Raw genomic sequence first — 22,009 nt, forward strand, 5'->3', positions numbered from 1 at the left:
TTTTTTTTGCCTTAGCCTAACAGCGGGTTGTCGTTTTCGCGGCGCAGCATCTGACACAGCGCGATTAAGGGTAACCCGACCAGCGTATTCGGGTCGCGGCCTTCCAGCCGTTCGAACAGCGTAATGCCTAACCCCTCGCTCTTGAAACTCCCGGCGCACTGCAGCGGGTTCTCTTTGCGCACATAGCCTTCGATCTCTTTATCGCTGAGATGGCGGAAGTGGACGTCAAAGGGCTCGCATTCGGTTTGCAAATGACCGCTGGCGGAGTTATACAGCGCCAGGCCGGTATAAAAGGTGACGATTGACCCGCTGGCCTTTCTCAACTGCCTGCGGGCATTTTCCTCGGTGTGCGGTTTACCGGTGATCTCACCGTCCAGTACGCAAACCTGATCGGAGCCTATAATAAGGTGATTGGGGTAGCGTGAGGCCAGGCTCTGCGCTTTGGCCTGCGCCAGTCGGGTGACAAGCTGACGCGCGGATTCTTCAGGACGGGGCGTTTCGTCGACGTCAGGCGCCGCGCATTCAAACGGTAATCCCAGTTTTTCCAGCAGCATGCGCCGCCAGGGAGAGGTTGACGCCAGGATAAGTTCAGACATATTTTTTCATCCACATATAGCGCTTCGCAGAGCATCATCTTAAACTATGCGCCGCAATGTGTGCGAATAAATGGCAAAAGGCAACCTGAGGCTGCCTTTTTCTTTGACTCTATGACATTACAAAGTTAATATGCGCGCCCTATGCAAAAGGTAAAATTACCCCTGACTCTTGATCCGGTACGCACGGCTCAAAAACGCCTTGATTACGAAGGCATCTATGCCCGCGATCAGGTTGAACGTGTAGCCGATTCTGTAGTCAGCGTGGACAGCGATGTGGAATGCAGCATGTCGTTCGCTATCGATAACCAGCGTCTCGCCGTCATTACAGGCGATGCGAAGGTAACGGTAACCCTCGAATGCCAGCGTTGCGGGAAACCGTTCTCCCATCACGTCCACACCACGTATTGTTTTAGCCCCGTCAGAAATGACGAACAGGCCGAAGCACTACCGGAAGCGTATGAGCCGATTGAGGTTAACGAATTCGGTGAAATCGACCTGCAGGCAATGGTCGAGGATGAAATTATCCTCTCCCTGCCCGTAGTTCCGGTGCATGATTCTGAACACTGTGAAGTGTCCGACGCGGACATGGTCTTTGGCGAACTGCCTGAAGAGGCACAAAAACCAAACCCATTTGCCGTATTAGCCAGCTTAAAGCGTAAGTAATTGAGGAGTAAGGTCCATGGCCGTACAACAGAATAAACCAACCCGTTCCAAACGTGGCATGCGTCGTTCCCATGACGCGCTGACCGCAGTCACCAGCCTGTCTGTAGACAAAACTTCTGGTGAGAAACACCTGCGTCACCACATCACTGCCGACGGTTTCTACCGCGGTCGCAAGGTTATCGCTAAGTAATCACGCGATACTCGCAGGATTTCCCGTTGCAGGCCATGGCGGGCGTGTGCGTACCTGGACACTCGGTTAACCCGGTAACCAGAAGCGTCAATGCCCGGATTGTTGCGTCTGCAGCGTGAAAATTCGCGGGTGCCAGCGTGATGAAGCTTAGTGAGGACTCCCCGGGCAACTGGGGAATCACCGAACCGGGCAGCGACGATACCTTGACACGTCTAACCCTGGCGTTAGATGTCATGGGGGGCGATTTCGGCCCATCCGTGACAGTGCCTGCAGCACTGCAGGCACTGAACTCTAATTCGCAACTCACACTTCTTTTAGTCGGCGATCCCGACGCCATCACGCCATTACTCGCCAAAGCTGACTTCGAACAACGTTCGCGTCTGCAGATTATTCCTGCGCAGTCAGTTATTGCCAGTGATGCGCGACCCGCACAGGCTATCCGCAGCAGTCGCGGAAGCTCAATGCGCGTGGCGCTGGAGCTTGTGAAAGAAGGGCGGGCGGAAGCCTGCGTTAGCGCCGGCAACACCGGCGCGCTGATGGGCCTGGCGAAACTGCTGCTCAAACCGATTGAAGGTATTGAGCGGCCGGCGCTGGTGACGGTTCTGCCGCACCAGCAGAAGGGCAAAACCGTGGTGCTGGATCTCGGCGCCAACGTCGACTGCGACAGCACGATGCTGGTGCAGTTCGCGGTGATGGGCGCGGTGCTGGCGGAAGAGGTGGTCGGCATTGCCAATCCACGCGTCGCCTTGCTGAACATCGGCGAAGAAGAGATGAAAGGCCTCAGCAGCATCCGCGATGCTGCCGCAGTGCTCAAAACGCTGCCTTCCCTCAACTACATCGGCTATCTTGAAGCCAATGAACTGTTGACCGGAAAAACCGATGTGCTGGTTTGTGACGGATTCACGGGCAACGTCACATTAAAAACCATGGAAGGTGTTGTCAGAATGTTCCTTTCACTGCTGAAATCTCAGGGAGAGGGCAAAAAACGGTCGTGGTGGCTGCTGTTACTAAAACGTTGGTTACAAAAAAGCCTGGCGAGGCGATTCAGTCACCTCAACCCCGACCAGTATAATGGCGCCTGTCTGTTAGGATTGCGCGGTTCCGTGATCAAGAGTCATGGTGCTGCCAATCAGCGCGCCTTTAGCGTCGCGATAGAGCAGGCAGTGCAGGCGGTGCAGCGGCAAATTCCTCAACGGATCGCCGCGCGCCTGGAATCTTTATACCCAGCTGGTTTCGAGCTGCCGGAAAGCGACAGTGACGTGAACGCCCGACAGCAAAGCGGGACGAATGGACACCACTGACGCCGCGGCGGTTGAACGAGGCGGGTATATTACCCAAGAGTGACTGAGCGTACATGTATACGAAGATTATTGGTACCGGCAGCTATCTGCCCGAGCAAGTGCGTACAAACGCCGACCTGGAAAAAATGGTAGAGACCTCTGACGAGTGGATTGTCACCCGCACAGGTATCCGTGAGCGTCGTATTGCCGCAGCGCATGAAACAGTTGCTACGATGGGCTTTGAAGCCGCAAAGCAGGCGCTGGCGATGGCGGGCGTGTCCGCGGAGCAAATTGGTCTGATCATCGTTGCGACCACCTCCGGCACGCACGCGTTTCCGAGTTCGGCTTGCCAGATTCAGTCTATGCTGGGCGTCAAAGGCTGCCCGGCGTTTGACGTCGCGGCCGCCTGCGCCGGTTTCACCTATGCGCTGAGCGTCGCCGATCAGTATGTGAAAAACGGCGCGGTGGATTATGCGCTGGTCGTTGGCGCTGATGTGCTGGCGCGCACCTGCGATCCGGCCGATCGCGGGACGATTATTATTTTCGGCGATGGCGCCGGCGCGGTGGTGCTGGGCGCCTCCGAAGAGCCTGGCATTATCTCGACGCATCTGCATGCTGACGGTAGCTATGGCGAACTGCTGACCCTGCCGAACGCCGATCGCGTCGATCCGGAAAATCCGATCTATCTGACGATGGCCGGTAATGAAGTCTTCAAAGTGGCGGTCACCGAGTTAGCGCATATCGTTGATGAGACGCTGGCCGCGAATAATCTTGAACGTTCAGCGCTGGACTGGCTGGTGCCGCATCAGGCAAACCTGCGGATCATCAGCGCGACGGCGAAGAAACTGGGCATGTCGATGGATAACGTCGTAGTGACCCTCGACCGCCATGGCAATACCTCCGCGGCGTCAGTCCCTTGCGCGCTGGATGAGGCCGTCCGCGATGGCCGCATTCAACGTGGGCAGCTGATTTTGCTGGAAGCCTTTGGTGGCGGTTTCACCTGGGGTTCCGCGCTGGTTCGTTTTTAGTATAAGGATTTAAACATGACGCAATTTGCTTTTGTGTTCCCGGGACAGGGCTCTCAGGCCGTAGGCATGCTGGCCGATATGGCGGCGACCTGGCCGGTCATTGAAGAGACCTTCGGTGAAGCTTCCGCAGCGTTGGGTTACGATCTGTGGGCGCTGACGCAACAGGGCCCGGCAGAAGAACTGAATAAGACCTGGCAGACCCAGCCGGCGCTGCTGACCGCCTCCGTGGCGCTGTACCGCGTCTGGCAGCAGCAGGGCGGCAAAGCGCCGGCGCTGTTGGCAGGCCACAGCCTTGGCGAATACTCCGCGCTGGTTTGCGCGGGCGTTATCGCTTTCGCTGATGCCGTTCGCCTGGTTGAACTGCGCGGCAAATTCATGCAGGAAGCCGTACCGGAAGGTACCGGCGCCATGTCAGCGATTATCGGTCTGGACGACGCGGCTATCGCCAAAGCCTGTGAAGACTCGGCCGAAGGGCAGGTCGTCTCTCCGGTGAACTACAATTCCCCGGGACAGGTGGTTATCGCCGGTCACAAAGAGGCCGTCGAACGCGCAGGCGCCGCCTGTAAAGCCGCGGGCGCTAAACGCGCGCTGCCGCTGCCGGTGAGCGTGCCCTCCCACTGTGCGCTGATGAAGCCCGCTGCGGAAAAACTGGCGCTTGAGCTGCAGAACATCACCTTCAACGCGCCGACGATTCCGGTGGTAAATAACGTCGACGTGAAGTGCGAAACCGCGCCGGACGCCATTCGCGACGCGCTGGTACGCCAGCTGTATAGCCCGGTTCAGTGGACCAAAACCGTTGAGTTTATGGCTGCTCAGGGCGTCACGCATCTGTATGAGGTTGGCCCGGGTAAAGTCCTCACCGGCCTGACCAAACGTATTGTTGACACCCTGACCGCTTCCGCGCTTAACGAGCCGGCGGCGATGTCTGCGGCGCTTGAGCAATAAAAGAGGAAAACCATGAGTTTTGAAGGAAAAATCGCGCTGGTTACCGGTGCAAGCCGCGGTATTGGCCGCGCCATCGCTGAAACGCTCGTCGCCCGTGGCGCGAAAGTTATCGGTACTGCGACCAGCGAAAGCGGCGCGCAGGCTATCAGCGACTATTTAGGCGCCAACGGTAAAGGTCTGATGTTGAATGTGACCGACCCGGCATCTATTGAATCTGTTCTGGAAAATGTGAGCGCAGAGTTTGGCGAAGTGGATATCCTGGTGAATAATGCCGGGATTACTCGCGACAACCTGTTAATGCGCATGAAAGATGACGAGTGGAACGATATTATCGAAACCAACCTGTCATCGGTTTTCCGTCTGTCAAAAGCGGTAATGCGCGCTATGATGAAAAAGCGTCATGGACGTATTATCACTATCGGTTCTGTGGTTGGTACCATGGGAAATGCGGGTCAGGCCAACTACGCTGCGGCGAAAGCGGGTCTGATCGGCTTCAGTAAATCACTGGCGCGTGAAGTTGCGTCACGCGGTATTACTGTAAACGTTGTTGCTCCGGGCTTTATTGAAACGGACATGACGCGTGCGCTGACCGATGAGCAGCGTGCGGGTACGCTGGCGGCAGTTCCTGCGGGGCGCCTTGGCACCCCAAATGAAATCGCCAGCGCGGTGGCATTTTTAGCCTCTGACGAAGCAAGTTACATCACTGGTGAAACCCTGCACGTCAACGGCGGAATGTACATGGTCTGACCGAGATTTGTGCAAAACGTTCAGGAACCGCGCACTTCGCACGGTTCTGTGTGCGGTTTTGTGCGAAAAGATTTGCGTTCTTAGGGCAAACGGCCTCAAAATAGCGCAAAATCGTGGTAAGACCTGCCGGGATTTAGTTGCAAATTTTTCAACATTTTATACACTACGAAAACCATCGCGAAAGCGAGTTTTGATAGGAAATTTAAGAGTATGAGCACTATCGAAGAACGCGTTAAGAAAATTATCGGCGAGCAGCTGGGCGTTAAGCAGGAAGAAGTTACCAACAATGCTTCCTTCGTTGAAGACCTGGGCGCTGATTCTCTTGACACCGTTGAGCTGGTAATGGCTCTGGAAGAAGAGTTTGATACTGAGATTCCGGACGAAGAAGCTGAGAAAATCACCACCGTTCAGGCTGCCATTGATTACATCAACGGCCACCAGGCGTAAGTGAACATCTCCAGGCGGTCATTCGACCGCCTGAGTTTTATCTTTTTTTTGTCCCACAAGAATCTATTTTCCCTCCCTGGAGGACAAACGTGTCTAAGCGTCGTGTAGTTGTGACCGGACTGGGCATGTTGTCTCCTGTCGGCAATACCGTAGAGTCTACCTGGAAAGCTCTCCTTGCCGGTCAGAGTGGCATCAGCCTGATCGACCATTTCGATACTAGCGCCTATGCAACGAAATTTGCTGGCTTAGTAAAGGATTTTAACTGTGATGACATTATCTCGCGCAAAGAGCAGCGCAAGATGGATGCCTTCATTCAATATGGAATTGTCGCTGGCGTTCAGGCCATGCAGGATTCTGGCCTTGAAGTGACGGAAGAGAATGCTACCCGTATTGGCGCCGCGATCGGCTCCGGTATTGGCGGCCTCGGCTTGATCGAAGAAAACCACAGTTCGCTGGTCAACGGCGGACCGCGTAAGATCAGCCCATTCTTCGTTCCCTCCACAATTGTTAACATGGTGGCCGGGCATCTGACCATCATGTTTGGTCTGCGTGGACCAAGTATCTCCATCGCGACCGCCTGTACTTCAGGCGTGCACAACATCGGTCAGGCTGCGCGCATCATCGCCTATGGCGATGCCGATGCGATGGTGGCAGGCGGTGCGGAAAAAGCCAGTACCCCGCTTGGCGTGGGCGGCTTTGGCGCAGCGCGGGCGCTCTCCACGCGCAATGACAACCCGCAGGCGGCAAGCCGTCCGTGGGATAAAGATCGCGACGGCTTCGTGCTGGGCGACGGCGCGGGCATGGTGGTGCTGGAAGAGTACGAGCATGCGAAAAAACGCGGCGCAAAAATCTACGCCGAGATCGTCGGCTTCGGCATGAGCAGCGATGCTTACCACATGACGTCACCGCCGGAAGATGGCGCGGGCGCCGCGCTGGCGATGGTGAATGCCATTCGCGATGCGGGCATCGAACCGGGCCAGATCGGCTACGTCAATGCCCACGGCACCTCGACGCCGGCTGGCGATAAAGCGGAAGCGCAGGCGGTTAAGTCTGTCTTCGGCGATGCGGCGAGCCGCGTACTGGTGAGCTCCACCAAATCCATGACCGGGCATCTGCTGGGCGCGGCAGGGGCGGTAGAGTCGATTTACTCTATCCTGGCGCTGCGCGATCAGGCGGTTCCGCCGACGATCAACCTCGACAACCCGGATGAGGGCTGCGACCTCGACTTCGTTCCGCACGAAGCGCGTCAGGTTTCCGGTTTGGAGTACACCCTGTGCAACTCCTTCGGCTTCGGCGGCACTAACGGTTCGCTGATCTTCAAAAAAGTGTGACAGGGCTTGCCCCGGTACTGCTTTAACAAAAGGCCCGTTCGTCGGGCCTTTTTTATTCGGCTTTCTCCGCTTGTCCTCTGCTCCGTGTCCTGAGACACTCACCGACCTGTGAAAAGGAGTCCTTTATGTTCTTGATAAATGGCGTTGAACAGGACACGCTGGCGGCGAACGATCGCGCCGTCCAGTTTGGCGACGGTTGTTTTACCACCGCCCGTATACAGCACGGGCAGGTTGCGTTACTGGACGCCCATCTGCAGCGTTTGCAGACGACCTGCGAAAAATTACGCATCCCATTTGACGACTGGCTGACGTTGAGCGACGAGATGCAGCGTCTGGCTCGGCCGCACGCCCAGGGTGTGCTTAAGGTGGTCCTCACCCGCGGCGTCGGGGGGAGGGGATACAGCACGGCGGGCTGCGCGTCGCCCACCCGCATTCTGAGCGTCTCTTCGCTTCCGGCGCACTACGCGCGCTGGCGGGAGGAGGGCATTACCCTGACCCGGAGCCCGGTGACCCTGGGGCGCAACCCCTGGCTGGCCGGTCTGAAGCATCTTAACCGTCTTGAGCAGGTGCTGATCCGCTCTCATCTTGAACAGACGGACGCCGATGAGGCGCTGGTCCTTGACAGTGACGGGTGGCTTACGGAATGCTGTGCCGCGAATTTATTCTGGCGTCAGGGACGGGATGTCTTTACTCCGCGACTCGATTATGCCGGGGTCAACGGCATAATGCGGCAGCGTTGTATCGCGCAGCTGGCACCATCGACGTTTCGCGTTGTCGAAGTGACAGCGCGTCCCGAGACGTTGCGGGAGGCCGATGAAGTGCTGATCTGCAATGCGCTTATGCCGCTGGTGCCGGTTCGTCGCTGGGAGGAGACCGTCTGGTCCTCTCGCGAGCTTTACCATTTTTTAGCCCCTTTGTGTGAGCTGTCTGGTTAGTATGAAGAAAATGTTACGTTTTATCCTGTTGCTGGTCGTGCTGTTGGGCATCGCCGCGGCGGCAGGAATGTGGAAGGTACGCCAGCTGGCGGACAGCAAGCTGCTGATTAAAGAAGAGACCATCTTTACCCTCGAAGCCGGCACCGGCCGGCTGGCGCTGGGGCAGGATCTCTATCGCGAGAAGGTGATCAATCGTCCGCGCGTGTTCCAGTGGCTGCTGCGGATGGAGCCTGAGCTGTCTCACTTCAAAGCCGGGACCTATCGCTTCACGCCGCAAATGACGGTGCGCGAAATGCTGCAGCTGCTGGCCAGCGGCAAAGAGGCGCAGTTTCCGCTGCGCTTTGTCGAAGGCATGCGCGTCAGCGACTACCTTCGTCAGCTGCGCGATGCCCCCTACGTGAAGCACACGCTTGAAGACGATAGCTACGCGACGGTGGCTAAGGCGTTAGGTCTTGACCACGCCGACTGGGTGGAAGGTTGGTTCTGGCCGGATACCTGGATGTACACCGCCAATACCAGCGACATCGCCATCCTCAAGCGCGCGCATCAGAAAATGGTCACCGAAGTGGCGAAGGTCTGGGAAGGACGGATGGATAATCTGCCCTATGACGATCAGAATCAGCTGTTGACCATGGCCTCGATTATTGAGAAAGAGACCGCGGTGGCGGAAGAGCGCGATCGCGTCGCGTCGGTGTTTATCAACCGCCTGCGCATCGGCATGCGTTTACAGACTGATCCAACGGTGATCTACGGGATGGGCGAAGGGTATAATGGTAAGTTAACGCGTAAGGATCTGGAGACGCCGACCGCGTACAATACCTATACCATCAGCGGCCTGCCGCCAGGCCCTATTGCGGTGCCGGGCGAAGCGTCGCTGAAGGCGGCCGCCCATCCGGCGAAAACGCCATACCTCTATTTTGTCGCCGACGGGAAAGGGGGCCATACGTTTACCACAAACCTGGTCAGCCATAACCGCGCGGTGCAGGACTATCTGAAAGTACTTAAGGAAAAAAATGCGCAGTAACTATATCGTCATCGAGGGGCTGGAGGGCGCCGGGAAGACCACCGCTCGTCAACTGGTGGTGGAGACGCTGCAGTCGGCAGGTATTCACGATATGGTGTTTACCCGTGAGCCGGGGGGCACAATCCTTGCCGAAAAACTGCGTAGCCTGGTGCTGGATATCCAGTCCACGGGCGATGAAGTGATTAACGATAAAGCGGAAGTGCTGATGTTTTACGCGGCGCGCGTCCAGCTGGTGGAGACCGTGATTAAGCCTGCTCTGGCTCGCGGCCAGTGGGTGATCGGCGATCGTCACGATCTCTCCACTCAGGCCTATCAGGGCGGCGGCAGGGGGATTGACCGCACGATGCTGGCGACGCTGCGTGACGCCGTTCTCGGCGATTTTCGACCTAATTTGACGCTGTACCTCGACGTCACGCCGGAAGTGGGCCTGCGGCGCGCCCGCGCCCGCGGCGAACTGGATCGCATTGAGCAGGAGTCCATGAACTTCTTCAATCGTACCCGCGCGCGCTACCTTGAGCTGGCCGCGGCGGATCCTTCTATCCGCACGGTGGACGCGACGCAGCCGCTGGATGCCGTCGCGCGCGATATTCGCGCCACGATCGTCCAGTGGATGGCGGAGCAACCGGCATGAAATGGTATCCGTGGCTGCGCCCCTCGTTCGAGCAACTGGTCGGTAGCTATCAGGCCGGACGAGGCCACCACGCCTTACTGTTACAATCCCTGAGCGGGATGGGCGGCGAGGCGTTGATGTATGCGCTGTGCCGCTTCCTGATGTGCCGCCAGCCCGAAGGGCATAAAAGCTGCGGTCACTGCCACAGTTGCCAGCTGATGCAGGCCGGTACGCACCCCGATTACTACCCGCTGAGCCCCGAGAAAGGCAAGAGCGCGCTGGGTATTGACGCGGTGCGCGATGTCAACGACAAGCTCTATGAGCGCGCGCGCCTCGGTGGGGCGAAGGTGGTATGGATTAGCGATGCCGCCTTGCTGACCGATGCCGCCGCCAACGCGTTGCTGAAAACGCTGGAGGAGCCGCCGGAAAATACCTGGTTCTTCCTCGCCTGCGAGGAGCCGGCGCGTCTGCTGACCACTCTGCGCAGTCGCTGCCGCCTGCACCACCTGTCGCCGCCGACGGAATCTTATGCCCTGGCCTGGCTGGAGCGTGAGGTGAACCTGCCGCAGGAGGCGCTGCTGACCGCGTTACGTCTGTGCGCCAGCGCGCCGGCCGCCGCGCTTGAGCTGCTTAAGGAGCCGCAGTGGACGGCGCGACAGCAGCTGTGTCAGGCGCTGGCGACCACGCTGGCGAGCGGTGACTGGCTGGCGCTGCTGCCGATACTCAATCATGAACAGGCGGCGGTTCGCCTGCACTGGCTGGCATCGCTGCTGGTCGATGCGCAAAAACGACAGCAGGGAATTGCCCTGGTGAGTAATCCGGATGTCTGGCCGCTGCTGGAGCAGCTGGCGCATAGTCTGCCCGCCTCCCGGCTGCAGGCGATTGCCCATGACGTCTGTACCTGCCGCGAGCAATTGCTGAACGTCGTCGGCGTCAACCGCGAACTGCTGCTCACCGAGCGCCTGCTGCGCTGGGAACATTACCTGCAACCCGGGACGGTTTTACCCGTCTCCCACCTCTGAGTGAGACATTATGTTTTTAGTCGACTCCCACTGCCATCTTGATGGTCTGGATTATCAAACTCTGCACAAAAACGTCGATGACGTGCTGGCAAAAGCGGCCGCGCGCGATGTGAAATTTTGCCTGGCGGTCGCCACGACGCTGCCTGGCTACCGCAGTATGCGCGAGCTGGTAGGGAGGCGTGACAATGTCGTTTTCTCCTGTGGCGTGCACCCGTTAAACCAGGACGAGTCCTACGAGGTGGAGACGCTGCGCACGCTGGCGGCGGAAGAGGGCGTCGTCGCGATGGGAGAGACCGGGCTGGATTATTTTTATACCCCGGAGACCAAAGCCCAGCAGCAAACCTCATTCCGTGACCATATCCGCATCGGCCGGGAGCTGAATAAGCCAGTGATCGTGCATACCCGTGACGCTCGCGCCGATACCCTGGCCATTTTACGTGAAGAAAAGGTGACGGATTGCGGAGGCGTACTACACTGTTTCACTGAGGACAGGGAGACGGCGGGTAAGCTGCTCGACATGGGGTTCTATATCTCGTTTTCCGGTATCGTCACTTTCCGTAACGCCGAGCAACTGCGCGATGCGGCGCGCTATGTTCCGCTGGATCGTCTGCTGGTGGAGACCGATTCGCCGTACCTGGCGCCGGTACCCCATCGCGGCAAAGAGAACCAGCCGGCGATGGTTCGTGACGTTGCTGAATACATGGCGGTACTGAAGGGTGTGTCACTGGAGCAACTGGCTCAGCAGACCACCGACAATTTTGCCACGCTGTTCCACATTGACCCCGCCCGCTTGCAACCTGCTTGATCTGCTTATTATTTTAAGGCTCGTAATTAATAGCCAAAGCGAGTAAAGTTCACCGCCACAAAAGTGGCGGTGAAGGTTTTTTGGCAACATCTGGATACAACTTATGTAAGCTGATGTAAATTTTTACCGGAAGGCTGATTGAAACGTGATAGCCGTCAAACAATCATCCCGTTAATTATTTTACTCTGTGTAATAAATAAAGGGCGCTTAGATGTCCTGTCCACGGCGCGGTTCTCCCCCCGGGCCAATGCGTGAAAACGTAAAAAAGTACCAAATACTCAGGAGCACTCTCAATTATGTTTAAGAATGCATTTGCTAACCTGCAGAAGGTCGGTAAATCGCTGATGCTGCCGGTATCCGTACTGCCTATCGCAGGTATCCTGCTGGGCGTCGGTTCCGCAAACTTCAGCTGGCTGCCAGCCGTGGTCTCCCACGTTATGGCAGAAGCAGGCGGTTCTGTTTTCGCCAACATGCCGCTGATCTTCGCTATCGGTGTGGCCCTCGGCTTCACCAATAACGACGGTGTATCCGCACTGGCTGCAGTCGTAGCTTACGGCATCATGGTGAAAACCATGGCGGTGGTTGCGCCGCTGGTGCTGCATTTACCTGCTGACGAGATTGCGGCAAAACACCTGGCTGATACCGGCGTGCTTGGCGGTATTATCTCCGGTGCTATCGCCGCGTACATGTTCAACCGCTTCTATCGCATCAAGCTGCCAGAATATCTCGGCTTCTTTGCGGGCAAGCGCTTTGTACCGATTATCTCTGGTCTGGCCGCTATCTTCACCGGCGTGATCCTCTCCTTCATTTGGCCGCCGATCGGTTCCGCGATCCAGACCTTCTCCCAGTGGGCTGCTTATCAGAACCCGGTGGTGGCGTTTGGTATCTACGGTTTCATCGAGCGTTGCCTGGTGCCGTTTGGTCTGCACCACATCTGGAACGTTCCTTTCCAGATGCAGATCGGCGAATACACCAACGCGGCGGGTCAGGTATTCCACGGCGATATCCCGCGCTACATGGCAGGCGACCCGACTGCGGGCAAACTGTCTGGCGGCTTCCTGTTCAAAATGTACGGTCTGCCGGCAGCGGCAATCGCGATTTGGCACTCTGCTAAACCGGAAAACCGCGCCAAAGTGGGCGGTATCATGATCTCCGCCGCGCTGACCTCGTTCCTGACCGGTATCACCGAGCCGATCGAGTTCTCCTTCATGTTCGTGGCGCCGATCCTGTACGTTATCCATGCCATTCTGGCGGGTCTGGCGTTCCCGATCTGTATCCTGCTGGGTATGCGTGACGGTACCTCGTTCTCTCACGGCCTGATCGACTTTATCGTCCTGTCCGGTAACAGCAGCAAGCTGTGGCTGTTCCCGATTGTCGGTATCTGCTATGCGATCGTGTACTACGTCATTTTCCGCGTGCTGATTAAAGCCCTGGATCTGAAAACACCGGGTCGTGAAGATACCACCGAAGAGAGCAAAGCTGGCGCAACCAGCGAGATGGCTCCGGCTCTGATCGCCGCTTTCGGCGGTAAAGAGAACATCACCAACCTCGACGCATGTATTACTCGTCTGCGTGTTAGCGTGGCGGATGTAGCGAAAGTTGACCAGGCTGGCCTGAAAAAACTGGGCGCCGCTGGCGTGGTAGTGGCAGGTTCTGGCGTACAGGCCATCTTCGGTACCAAGTCCGATAACCTGAAAACTGAAATGGATGAGTACATCCGTAACAGTTAAGACGTAGTATCGGGGAGACTAAGGCAGCCTATTGGCTGCCTTTTTTACGTTACGAGGTGAGGTTTTCTGAGGCGATAACCCTGAAGAGTATCCGGCAAATGCTTAATCCCTCAGCAGCTAAGTCTATAGTTGAATAAGAAAAACTGCTTTCAGGTTGAAAGAGAGGGAGGATGTCGCTCATACTCTTATCTGAACCTGTGCGTCCGCGTTTATCTGCAGAAGCAGGCCAGCGTATGGGATAAAACTAATAAGGAATCAGTCATGGCAGAAGAAACGATTTTCAGCAAAATCATTCGCCGGGAGATCCCGTCGGATATTGTCTATCAGGATGAGCTTGTGACCGCTTTTCGCGACATCTCCCCGCAGGCACCCACCCACATTCTGATTGTCCCGAACGTTCTGATTCCTACCGTGAATGACGTCACCACCGAACATGAGCTGGCGCTGGGCCGGATGATGACCGTCGCGGCGAAGATTGCCCGCGATGAAGGCCTCGCCGACGATGGCTACCGGTTGATCGTCAACTGCAACCGTCACGGCGGCCAGGAAGTTTACCATATCCATATGCATCTGCTGGGCGGTCGTCCGCTGGGTCCGATGCTGGCGCACAAAGGCTAACGTCATGCTCAGGACCCTTTTGGGCGCGTGTCTGGCGGCGGGGCTGCTGGCCGGATGTAGTTCACATCCGGAGATCCCGGTTTCTGACCAGCAGGCGCTGGTGATGGAGTCGAGCGTGTTGGCCGCCGGGATCAGCGCCAGCGAGCCTGTCGTCGTGGCGACGGAGATCCAGGCCACCGCCTCCTCTACGCTGTATAACGAGCGCCAACAGCCGGTCACCGTGCATTATCGTTTTTTCTGGTATGACGCCCGAGGGCTGGAGATGCACCCTCTGGAGGCGCCGCGCACCATCGTGGTTCCGGCTCGCTCCTCGGTGACGTTGTATGGCAGCGCCAATATCCTGGGGGCGCATAAGGCCCGCCTTTATCTTTATCTGTAAGGGGTAATTATAATGATGAAAATGTGTCGCTATGCGTTAATCACAGCACTGGCGATATTCCTCGCAGGCTGTGCGGGGCTGCGTGAGCAGCCCGCGCCGGTAGAAGAGGCCAAACCGCAGCCGCAGCAGCCTGCGCAGCCGCAGCCCACGGTGCCGACGGTACCGGCGGTGCCATCCGTCCCGTCACAGCCAGGACCGATTGAGCATCAGGATCAGCAGTCGGGTCAGCCGGCGCCGCGCGTGCGTCATTATGACTGGAACGGCGCGGTGCAGCCGATGGTGGGACAGATGCTGCAGGCGGGCGGGGTCAATGCCGGCAGTATTCTGCTGGTTGACAGCGTGAACAACCGCACCAACGGTTCGCTGAATGCCGGAGAAGCTACCACCGCGTTACGCAACGCGCTGGCGGGCAACGGCAAATTTACCCTTGTTTCACCGCAGCAGCTGGCGGTCGCCAAGCAGCAGTTGGGCCTGTCGCCGCAGGACAGCCTCGGCAGCCGCAGCAAAGCCATGGGCATCGCCCGCAACGTGGGCGCGCAGTATGTGCTTTACTCCAATGCCACCGGCAACGTCAACGCGCCTGAGCTGAAGATGCAGTTGATGCTGGTGCAAACCGGCGAGATTATCTGGTCAGGTAAAGGTGCTGTTCAGCAACAATAAGCTAACGCGCGACGAGCTCTTGTCGCGCTTCTTTCCCCACTATCATCCTGTCGCCTCGCTGAGCCAGACCGGCCTCAGCGGCGGCAGTGTGATTATCAGCGACGGCGACCGGCGACGAGTGCTGCGTCAGCCGCACGACCCGTCTGCCGCTGCCTGTTATTTTCGCCGTCAGTATCGCGCGCTGCGCCGGCTGCCTGCCAGGCTGGCGCCCAACCCCCTGTTTTACTCGCCCTGCTGGATGGTGGTGGAGTATTGCGCGGGTGAGGTGAAAAGCGAGTTACCTGACTGCCCGCAGCTGTCTGGCTTATTGTATGATTTGCATCAGCAACCGCGGTTCGGCTGGCGTGTTAGTCTCGGGCCGCTGCTGGCGCAGTACTGGCAGAGGAGCGATCCGGCCCGGCGCACGCCGCGCTGGCTACGCTGGCATCAGCGGCTGTGCCGCCGGGGCGAGCCTCGTCCTCTGCGCCTGGCGCCGCTGCATATGGACGTCCATGCCGGCAATATTATCCACAGCGACGCCGGTCTGAAGCTGATCGACTGGGAATATGCCGGCGATGGCGATATCGCGCTGGAGCTGGCCGCCGTATGGATCGCCCCGGGCGAGCGCCGCCAGCTGGTGACGGCGTATGCCCGGCGGGCGGCCATCGACCCGCAGCAGCTATGGCGGCAGGTGGCGCGCTGGCGTCCGTGGGTACTGCTGCTGATGGCGGGCTGGTATGAAATGCGCTGGCGGCAGAGCGGGGATCGGCAATTTATCACGCTGGCAGATGAAACATGGTGTCAGTTAGACAACGAACGCAAAGGATAAGAGAGGTCAGTGTGGGCCCAGTGATGTTGGATGTTGAAGGGTATGAACTGGATGCGGAAGAGCGAGAGATTCTGGCGCATCCGCTGGTGGGAGGGTTGATCCTCTTCACCCGAAATTATCACGATCCGGCGCAGCTGCGGGAGCTGGTGCGCCAGATCCGCGAAGCCTCCCGTAACCATCTGGTGGTGGCGGTCGATCAGGAAGGGGGACGCGTTCAGCGTTTCCGCGAAGGCTTTACCCGTTTACCGGCGGCCCAGTCTTTCGCCGCGCTGCTGGGGATGGAAGAGGGGGGCAAACTGGCCGCCGAGGCCGGCTGGCTGATGGCCAGCGAAATGATCGCCATGGACATCGATATTAGCTTTGCGCCAGTGCTGGACGTCGGCCATATCAGCGCCGCGATCGGCGAACGTTCTTATCATGAAGATCCGCAGAAAGCGCTGACGATGGCGCGTCACTTCATTGACGGCATGCACGCCGCGGGCATGAAAACCACCGGCAAACACTTCCCGGGACACGGGGCGGTGACTGCCGATTCGCATAAAGAAACCCCATTCGATCCGCGTCCGGCATCGGTCATCCGCGACCACGATATGGCGGTATTCAAAAGCCTTATCGCCGAGCAGCGTCTGGATGCCATTATGCCGGCGCATGTGATTTATCCGGAGCTCGATCCGCGTCCGGCCAGCGGTTCAGCGTACTGGCTGAAGACGGTGCTGCGCGGCGAGCTGGGCTTCGACGGGGTGATTTTCTCCGACGATCTGTCGATGGAAGGGGCGGCGATCATGGGCAGCTATGCCGAACGCGGCCAGGCATCGCTCGACGCCGGTTGCGATATGATACTGGTCTGCAATAATCGTAAGGGCGCGGTCAGTGTGCTGGATAACCTGTCGCCGATCAAAGCAGAGCGTGTTACGAAATTGTATCATAAAGGTTCCTTTTCCCGTCAGGAGTTAAGGGATTCAGCCCGTTGGAAAACGGTGAGTGCCCAGCTGGAGCAGCTTCATGCGCGCTGGCAAGAGGCGAAGTCCGCGTAACGCTCTGCGGGGCGTTGTTGTCTGGTGAGGATGCGATGATTATCTATTTACACGGTTTTGACTCGAACAGCCCCGGTAACCACGAGAAGGTGATGCAGTTGCAGTTTATTGACCCTGACGTGCGGTTGATAAGCTACAGCACGCGCCACCCCAAGCACGACATGCAGCATTTGCTGAAAGAGGTCGATAAAATGCTGCAGCTTACCGCCGATGACCGGCCGCTGATCTGCGGCGTTGGACTCGGCGGTTACTGGGCTGAGCGGATTGGTTTCCTGTGCGATATTCGTCAGGCGGTGTTCAATCCGAACCTGTTTCCGCATGAGAATATGGAAGGCAAAATCGACCGACCGGAAGAGTATGCTGACATCGCCACCAAGTGCGTGACCAACTTTCGCGAGAAGAACCGCGATCGCTGCCTGGTGGTGCTTTCCCGGCAGGACGAAGCGCTGGACAGCCAGCGTTCCGCCGACCTTCTGCACCACTATTATGAAATTATCTGGGATGAAGAGCAGACCCATAAGTTTAAAAACATCTCGCCGCACCTGCAGCGGCTGAAAGCGTTTAAAACCCTCGGTTAAGCCTTTTTCCCCTGTCTCCAAACCCGCGCCGGGTTCACCGCGCGGGTTTTTTCATGTCTACACTTATTGGTTTCGCTGAAAAAATACGCGACAAAACTTGATGCACATCAATTTTGGTATGACCAATGCACCGTTCATGGTATTCTCGACAGTGCTGAATGGTTTCATTTACGTAACTTGTTGTTAAATAAAGGCTATTTTAATAACTTTTATTTAACAATTGGTTAATAATTTTAGGGGTACACATGACTACGCCATTGAAAAAAATCGTAATTGTGGGTGGCGGCGCAGGCGGACTGGAACTGGCAACTCAGCTGGGGAAAAAGTTAGGGCGCCATAAGAAAGCGAAAATCACCCTGGTGGACCGTAACCACAGCCATCTGTGGAAGCCGCTGCTGCACGAAGTGGCCACCGGTTCTCTGGATGAAGGCGTTGATGCGCTGAGCTATCTGGCCCATGCCCGCAACCACGGCTTCCAGTTCCAGCTGGGATCGGTGGTCGATATCAATCGCGAAGGGAAGACCATCACCCTCGGCGAACTGCGCAATGAAAAAGGCGAGCTGCTGGTGGCTGAGCGTAAACTGCCGTACGACACGCTGGTGATGGCGCTGGGCAGTACCTCGAATGACTTCAACACCCCTGGGGTGAAAGAGAACTGCATTTTCCTCGACAACCCGCATCAGGCGCGTCGTTTCCATCAGGAGATGCTCAACCTGTTCCTTAAGTACTCCGCGAACCTTGGCGCTAACGGTAAAGTGAACATTGCCATCGTCGGCGGCGGCGCCACCGGCGTGGAACTCTCCGCTGAGTTGCATAATGCCGTGAAACAGCTGCACAGCTACGGTTACAAAGGGCTGACCAACGAAGCGCTGAACGTCACGCTGGTCGAAGCGGGCGAACGCATTCTGCCTGCGCTGCCGCCGCGCATTTCCGGCGCGGCGCACAATGAGCTGACCAAGCTGGGCGTACGGGTGCTGACGCAGACCATGGTCACCAGCGCCGATGCGGGCGGCCTGCACACCAAAGATGGCGAATATATTGAAGCGGATCTGATGGTCTGGGCGGCCGGGATCAAAGCGCCAGATTTCATGAAAGAGATCGGCGGCCTGGAAACCAACCGTATCAATCAGCTGGTGGTTGAGCCGACGCTGCAGACCACCCGCGACGCGGATATTTTCGCCATCGGCGACTGCGCCTCCTGCGCCCGTCCGGAAGGCGGGTTTGTGCCACCGCGTGCTCAGGCGGCGCACCAGATGGCCACCTGCGCGCTGAATAACATCCTCGCGCAGATGAAAGGCAAACCGCTGAAGGCGTATACCTATAAAGACCATGGCTCGCTGGTGTCGCTGTCCAATTACTCCACCGTCGGCAGCCTGATGGGCAACCTGATGCGCGGCTCGATGATGGTGGAAGGGCGCATTGCGCGCTTCGTGTACATCTCCCTGTACCGTATGCACCAGATCGCCCTGCACGGCTATTTCAAAACCGGCCTGATGATGCTGGTTGGTCGCATCAACCGCATCATTCGCCCGCGTCTCAAGCTGCACTAATCGCTATCGCGACCCGGAGCGCGCCCTGGCGGCGCCTCCGGGCTCTTCTGCTGAACCGGCGGGGATCCCGCTCGGAATCCTCTGAATCCCTTTGATTTGCAGCGAATTCTCGCACTTTTCATCCGCTATCTGATTTGCGCCTTCCCGGGTCCGGTTGCAAAATTGTATCAACAGCAACAAAGGAGGATCTCCCGTGAATAAATCTATGTTGGCGGGTATAGGGATAGGCGTGGCTGCCGCGCTGGGCGTTGCAGCTGTCGCTGGTCTCAACGTGTTAGATCGCGGCCCGCAGTATGCGCAAGTGGTCTCCAGTACACCGATTAAAGAAACCGTGAAAACGCCGCGCCAGGAATGCCGCAATGTCACCGTGACCCATCGTCGTCCGGTACAGGATGAAAACCGCATCGCCGGTTCCGTGCTGGGCGCGGTGGCGGGCGGGGTGATTGGCCACCAGTTCGGCGGCGGTCACGGACGCAGCGTGGCGACGGTCGTGGGCGCGCTGGGCGGCGGCTATGCCGGTAACCAGATCCAGGGCGCGATGCAGGATAACGACACCTACACCACCACGCAGCAGCGCTGCAAAACGGTGTATGACAAATCCGACAAAATGCTGGGCTACGATGTGACCTATAAGATAGGCGATCAGCAGGGGAAAATCCGTATGGATCACGATCCTGGCAGCCAGATCCCGCTGGACAACAACGGCCAGCTGGTCCTGAACAACAAAATCTAAAAACAGATTTGTGTAATGATTAGCCCCTCAATCGCTCAGGCTGAGGGGCTTTTTTTGTCAGAAAGTTAACGCGTAATTCAGACCGAAGGTACGGCCACGGCCTTTATATTCATACAGCGACGAGCTGCCGTAGGTTGGGCTGTAGAGCAGCGGCGCACGCTGGCCCCAGATGGTGACATAATCTTCGTTAAGCAGGTTTTCGATACTGAAGGTCAGTTTCCCCACCGGCAGCGCGTAACTGCCGATAAAATCGACGGTATTATAGCCTTCCAGCTTGTTGCCGGCGGCGTCGCTGAGGTCAAACACCTGCTGGCTCTGCACGCGCAGGCTCCACGGATCCGGCGCCCAGCCTACCCAGGCGGTGGCTTTGGACGGCGAGGCGAGGGTGACGTCCCATTTTTGCCAGCGGCCATCGGTCTGCACCTGTGATTTCAGCACGTTGAAGTTGCCGCCGACGCTCCAGTCGCTGTCTGGAATAAAGTAATCGACCGCTCCCTCAACGCCGTAAATACGCCGCTTGTCGGACTGAACATCGATGGTCATGTCGGTACGGTTGACCACGATGGTCTTATCCGAAGTCGAGTAATACGCCGCCAGCTGGGTGCGCAGGTTATCGCCGGTGTAGCGCCAGCCCAGCTCATACGAGTTAACTTTGATCCCCTGCAGCGGCGAGTCATCGACGTTGACGCTGGAGAGCAGCGGCAGATGACCATTGACCGCGGCGCCGTATTTCCCGATGCCATAGTATTTACCCGGATCCGGCAGCTCAACGCCCTGCGAGAAGTTAAACCAGGTCTGTTGACGCTCGGTCAGATGGGCGACGATCCCGGCGTTAAACAGGAAGTTGTCATAATCGGTTTTGCCGCCTTTGATGGCGTCGGCGGAGCGCGCTTTGCCGTTGGCGATATCCTGTTGCTGGGCGTAGCCGACAAAGTCGTCAACCCGGTTTTCGGTCCACTGGTAGCGAACCCCGCCGCTGATGGTAAAGATATCGTTCAGATCGTAGCTTGACTGCAGGAACGGCGCGACGTTGGAGATGCTGTATCCCGGGTAGCGGCCGGTGGTGTAGATCGATTCGTTGTGCAGCCCGCCGGAAGCCAGCGATTGTTGCAGATCGAAGAACATCTGATTGGCATTGAAGGTCTCATGATCGGCGTCGAGACCCCAGGTAAGATCCCAGCCCGCCAGCGGCTGACTGTTCAGGGTCAGCTTTGCCCCATACTGATCGGTATCCTGCTGCGACGAGGAGAAACTGCTGACCTGGCCTTTGCTGAGCGTCGGGAACGGATAGAAGGTGAGGGATTCATCGCGATAGTACACCTGGCTCACCAGATTCTGACCGAAGAAGTCGGCATCGGAGTACTGGAGGCTGATCAGATGGCGCTCGGTGCCGGGGATACGATCGGAATTGAGCCCATCGGTGGTGTACGCTTTGCCGCCGCTGGTCACCGCGGACATATTCTTCCCGAGCCACAGGCCATAGTCATCATCGCCCTGGCTTTTATAATACTGGGTGACCAGCTGCAGCTGGCGGTTGTCGTCGATCTCGATCGTCCCCGTTCCCATGACGTCCAGACGGTCGGAGTGCTGGAGCCCCGTTTGGGTGTTATCGAGGAGCAGCGCATCGTTGTTGCCGTCGTACCAGCCGCCGAAACGCTGATAGGCTACCGATAAACGCCCGGACGCGTGGTCTGTCCCGCCGCTGACGGCCGCCGCGACGCGCTCATCATGATCGTTGCTGTTGGCAAATCCGCTCTTGCTGCCCACCTCAAGATCGACCTGCCGATCCTGCTGCCCTTTTTTGGTGACGATGTTGATAAGTCCGCCGGTACTGCCGCCGCCGTACAGTGAGGTCGCCCCGGAGATCACTTCGATATGTTCGATGTTGAACGGATCGATGGCGTCGAGCTGGCGACTGTCGGTGCGTGAGGAGTTGAGCCGGACGCCGTCAATCAGCACGACGATGGCGCGCCCGCGCATGTTCATCCCGTAATTGGTGCGCCCCTGGCTGCTGACATCGATGCCCGGGATCAGCTGCGCCAGCACGTCTTTGAACTCTTTCCCGCCCTGGACCTGCTGCTCAATCTCCTGGCCCTCAATGACCCAGGTGGTTTGGGCCATCTCGGCCACGGTGCGGTGGGTGCGGTTCGCGCTAACGATGATGCTGTCTTCATCAGACTGAGCCGCCAGCGCAGGCAGCGCGCTGGCCAGCAGCAGAGGGTGGAGCACCCAGAGGCGCTTTTTCATATCCATTCCTTTTATGAGCAAGTTGCTTTGTCGTTGTTATGGGCCGGCG

Annotated in this window: 24 protein-coding genes; 22 read left to right on the top strand and 2 right to left on the bottom strand. The window is 57.8% G+C overall.

Translation table 11 applies throughout. From position 1 onward, the window contains the following. Positions 1-11: 11 nt before the first annotated feature. The gene (locus L2I46_RS14210; protein WP_023289135.1) at positions 12-596 is read right to left on the bottom strand and encodes a Maf family protein; all 585 of its coding nucleotides are present in this window, start codon (positions 594-596) and stop codon (positions 12-14) included. A gap of 141 nt (positions 597-737) precedes the next feature. Here L2I46_RS14210 and yceD point away from each other — a divergent pair, with 141 nt between their 5' ends. The 22 genes from yceD to L2I46_RS14320 all read left to right on the top strand — a co-directional run bounded on the left by yceD (position 738) and on the right by L2I46_RS14320 (position 19,713). After that, entirely contained in the window at positions 738-1,259 is a 522-nt protein-coding gene (gene yceD, locus L2I46_RS14215; RefSeq protein ID WP_017900733.1) for a 23S rRNA accumulation protein YceD, read from the top strand. Positions 1,260-1,275: 16 nt separating this feature from the next. After that, complete coding sequence (gene rpmF, locus L2I46_RS14220) at positions 1,276-1,449, top strand: 50S ribosomal protein L32 (protein ID WP_000290724.1); 174 nt, start codon at positions 1,276-1,278, stop codon at positions 1,447-1,449. Positions 1,450-1,652: 203 nt separating this feature from the next. Continuing rightward, a complete protein-coding gene (gene plsX, locus L2I46_RS14225) occupies positions 1,653-2,750 on the top strand; it encodes a phosphate acyltransferase PlsX (protein WP_201785712.1) in 1,098 nt (365 codons plus the stop codon). A gap of 53 nt (positions 2,751-2,803) precedes the next feature. Further along, positions 2,804-3,757 (top strand): beta-ketoacyl-ACP synthase III, encoded by a 954-nt coding sequence (locus tag L2I46_RS14230; protein ID WP_002899288.1) that lies wholly within the window; start codon positions 2,804-2,806, stop codon positions 3,755-3,757. Between the two features lie 15 nt (positions 3,758-3,772). Further along, on the top strand, positions 3,773-4,702 hold the full coding sequence (gene fabD, locus L2I46_RS14235; protein ID WP_048334680.1) for an ACP S-malonyltransferase: 930 nt from the start codon (positions 3,773-3,775) through the stop codon (positions 4,700-4,702). Between the two features lie 12 nt (positions 4,703-4,714). Next, the gene (gene fabG / locus L2I46_RS14240; RefSeq protein WP_196536740.1) at positions 4,715-5,449 is read left to right on the top strand and encodes a 3-oxoacyl-ACP reductase FabG; all 735 of its coding nucleotides are present in this window, start codon (positions 4,715-4,717) and stop codon (positions 5,447-5,449) included. Positions 5,450-5,659: 210 nt separating this feature from the next. Beyond that, the gene (gene acpP, locus L2I46_RS14245; RefSeq protein ID WP_000103754.1) at positions 5,660-5,896 is read left to right on the top strand and encodes an acyl carrier protein; all 237 of its coding nucleotides are present in this window, start codon (positions 5,660-5,662) and stop codon (positions 5,894-5,896) included. An 89-nt stretch (positions 5,897-5,985) separates the two neighbouring features. Then, positions 5,986-7,227, top strand: coding sequence for a beta-ketoacyl-ACP synthase II (gene fabF / locus L2I46_RS14250; RefSeq protein ID WP_032452436.1), 1,242 nt, complete (start codon positions 5,986-5,988; stop codon positions 7,225-7,227). 125 nt (positions 7,228-7,352) lie between these two features. Next, positions 7,353-8,162, top strand: coding sequence for an aminodeoxychorismate lyase (gene pabC, locus L2I46_RS14255; RefSeq protein ID WP_023289139.1), 810 nt, complete (start codon positions 7,353-7,355; stop codon positions 8,160-8,162). Position 8,163: 1 nt separating this feature from the next. Continuing rightward, a complete protein-coding gene (gene yceG / locus L2I46_RS14260) occupies positions 8,164-9,186 on the top strand; it encodes a cell division protein YceG (protein ID WP_023289140.1) in 1,023 nt (340 codons plus the stop codon). Then, complete coding sequence (tmk, locus tag L2I46_RS14265; RefSeq protein WP_023289141.1) at positions 9,176-9,817, top strand: dTMP kinase; 642 nt, start codon at positions 9,176-9,178, stop codon at positions 9,815-9,817. The genes yceG and tmk overlap by 11 nt, the downstream gene beginning before the upstream one ends. After that, positions 9,814-10,818 carry a DNA polymerase III subunit delta' gene (gene holB, locus L2I46_RS14270; RefSeq protein ID WP_048297234.1) on the top strand — a complete coding sequence of 335 codons (1,005 nt, stop codon included), beginning with the start codon at positions 9,814-9,816 and terminating at the stop codon, positions 10,816-10,818. Before tmk ends, holB begins: the two co-directional genes overlap by 4 nt. Before the next feature lie 10 nt (positions 10,819-10,828). Next, on the top strand, positions 10,829-11,623 hold the full coding sequence (locus tag L2I46_RS14275) for a metal-dependent hydrolase (protein ID WP_236947964.1): 795 nt from the start codon (positions 10,829-10,831) through the stop codon (positions 11,621-11,623). 296 nt (positions 11,624-11,919) lie between these two features. After that, complete coding sequence (ptsG, locus tag L2I46_RS14280) at positions 11,920-13,353, top strand: PTS glucose transporter subunit IIBC (RefSeq protein ID WP_004204570.1); 1,434 nt, start codon at positions 11,920-11,922, stop codon at positions 13,351-13,353. Positions 13,354-13,614: 261 nt separating this feature from the next. Beyond that, positions 13,615-13,971, top strand: a complete 357-nt coding sequence (gene hinT / locus L2I46_RS14285) for a purine nucleoside phosphoramidase (RefSeq protein WP_004204571.1) — start codon at positions 13,615-13,617, stop codon at positions 13,969-13,971. 4 nt (positions 13,972-13,975) lie between these two features. Next, the gene (locus L2I46_RS14290) at positions 13,976-14,350 is read left to right on the top strand and encodes a YcfL family protein (protein ID WP_004204572.1); all 375 of its coding nucleotides are present in this window, start codon (positions 13,976-13,978) and stop codon (positions 14,348-14,350) included. Positions 14,351-14,371: 21 nt separating this feature from the next. Next, on the top strand, positions 14,372-15,010 hold the full coding sequence (gene lpoB / locus L2I46_RS14295; protein ID WP_072096711.1) for a penicillin-binding protein activator LpoB: 639 nt from the start codon (positions 14,372-14,374) through the stop codon (positions 15,008-15,010). Then, entirely contained in the window at positions 14,991-15,818 is an 828-nt protein-coding gene (thiK, locus tag L2I46_RS14300) for a thiamine kinase (RefSeq protein ID WP_023289145.1), read from the top strand. The genes lpoB and thiK overlap by 20 nt, the downstream gene beginning before the upstream one ends. Positions 15,819-15,841: 23 nt before the next feature. Further along, complete coding sequence (gene nagZ, locus L2I46_RS14305) at positions 15,842-16,852, top strand: beta-N-acetylhexosaminidase (RefSeq protein WP_167878548.1); 1,011 nt, start codon at positions 15,842-15,844, stop codon at positions 16,850-16,852. Between the two features lie 35 nt (positions 16,853-16,887). Then, on the top strand, positions 16,888-17,430 hold the full coding sequence (ycfP, locus tag L2I46_RS14310) for an alpha/beta hydrolase YcfP (protein WP_002900775.1): 543 nt from the start codon (positions 16,888-16,890) through the stop codon (positions 17,428-17,430). A gap of 245 nt (positions 17,431-17,675) precedes the next feature. After that, positions 17,676-18,980 (top strand): NAD(P)/FAD-dependent oxidoreductase, encoded by a 1,305-nt coding sequence (locus L2I46_RS14315; RefSeq protein WP_008805997.1) that lies wholly within the window; start codon positions 17,676-17,678, stop codon positions 18,978-18,980. A 193-nt stretch (positions 18,981-19,173) separates the two neighbouring features. Further along, entirely contained in the window at positions 19,174-19,713 is a 540-nt protein-coding gene (locus L2I46_RS14320; protein ID WP_002900781.1) for a glycine zipper 2TM domain-containing protein, read from the top strand. Between the two features lie 57 nt (positions 19,714-19,770). Here L2I46_RS14320 and L2I46_RS14325 read toward each other — a convergent pair whose 3' ends face one another. Beyond that, positions 19,771-21,960: a TonB-dependent siderophore receptor gene (locus L2I46_RS14325; protein WP_048297236.1), complete on the bottom strand. Its 2,190-nt coding sequence runs from the start codon at positions 21,958-21,960 to the stop codon at positions 19,771-19,773. Positions 21,961-22,009: the final 49 nt, after the last annotated feature.

This window comes from Klebsiella sp. 2019SCSN059, assembly GCF_021739525.1.
Lineage (GTDB): Bacteria > Pseudomonadota > Gammaproteobacteria > Enterobacterales > Enterobacteriaceae > Klebsiella > Klebsiella quasipneumoniae.

What these genes read in the sequence shown, in the direction of transcription:
- ycfP (WP_002900775.1), top strand. Translation starts at nt 16,888, where the DNA reads ATGATTATCTATTTACACGGTTTTGACTCGAACAGCCCCGGTAACCAC.
- L2I46_RS14290 (WP_004204572.1), top strand. Translation starts at nt 13,976, where the DNA reads ATGCTCAGGACCCTTTTGGGCGCGTGTCTGGCGGCGGGGCTGCTGGCC.
- L2I46_RS14325 (WP_048297236.1), bottom strand. Translation starts at nt 21,960, where the DNA reads ATGAAAAAGCGCCTCTGGGTGCTCCACCCTCTGCTGCTGGCCAGCGCG.
- yceG (WP_023289140.1), top strand. Translation starts at nt 8,164, where the DNA reads ATGAAGAAAATGTTACGTTTTATCCTGTTGCTGGTCGTGCTGTTGGGC.
- holB (WP_048297234.1), top strand. Translation starts at nt 9,814, where the DNA reads ATGAAATGGTATCCGTGGCTGCGCCCCTCGTTCGAGCAACTGGTCGGT.
- fabG (WP_196536740.1), top strand. Translation starts at nt 4,715, where the DNA reads ATGAGTTTTGAAGGAAAAATCGCGCTGGTTACCGGTGCAAGCCGCGGT.
- rpmF (WP_000290724.1), top strand. Translation starts at nt 1,276, where the DNA reads ATGGCCGTACAACAGAATAAACCAACCCGTTCCAAACGTGGCATGCGT.
- L2I46_RS14315 (WP_008805997.1), top strand. Translation starts at nt 17,676, where the DNA reads ATGACTACGCCATTGAAAAAAATCGTAATTGTGGGTGGCGGCGCAGGC.
- ptsG (WP_004204570.1), top strand. Translation starts at nt 11,920, where the DNA reads ATGTTTAAGAATGCATTTGCTAACCTGCAGAAGGTCGGTAAATCGCTG.
- pabC (WP_023289139.1), top strand. Translation starts at nt 7,353, where the DNA reads ATGTTCTTGATAAATGGCGTTGAACAGGACACGCTGGCGGCGAACGAT.
- nagZ (WP_167878548.1), top strand. Translation starts at nt 15,842, where the DNA reads ATGTTGGATGTTGAAGGGTATGAACTGGATGCGGAAGAGCGAGAGATT.
- fabD (WP_048334680.1), top strand. Translation starts at nt 3,773, where the DNA reads ATGACGCAATTTGCTTTTGTGTTCCCGGGACAGGGCTCTCAGGCCGTA.
- L2I46_RS14210 (WP_023289135.1), bottom strand. Translation starts at nt 596, where the DNA reads ATGTCTGAACTTATCCTGGCGTCAACCTCTCCCTGGCGGCGCATGCTG.
- acpP (WP_000103754.1), top strand. Translation starts at nt 5,660, where the DNA reads ATGAGCACTATCGAAGAACGCGTTAAGAAAATTATCGGCGAGCAGCTG.
- L2I46_RS14275 (WP_236947964.1), top strand. Translation starts at nt 10,829, where the DNA reads ATGTTTTTAGTCGACTCCCACTGCCATCTTGATGGTCTGGATTATCAA.
- hinT (WP_004204571.1), top strand. Translation starts at nt 13,615, where the DNA reads ATGGCAGAAGAAACGATTTTCAGCAAAATCATTCGCCGGGAGATCCCG.
- lpoB (WP_072096711.1), top strand. Translation starts at nt 14,372, where the DNA reads ATGTGTCGCTATGCGTTAATCACAGCACTGGCGATATTCCTCGCAGGC.
- tmk (WP_023289141.1), top strand. Translation starts at nt 9,176, where the DNA reads ATGCGCAGTAACTATATCGTCATCGAGGGGCTGGAGGGCGCCGGGAAG.
- yceD (WP_017900733.1), top strand. Translation starts at nt 738, where the DNA reads ATGCAAAAGGTAAAATTACCCCTGACTCTTGATCCGGTACGCACGGCT.
- L2I46_RS14230 (WP_002899288.1), top strand. Translation starts at nt 2,804, where the DNA reads ATGTATACGAAGATTATTGGTACCGGCAGCTATCTGCCCGAGCAAGTG.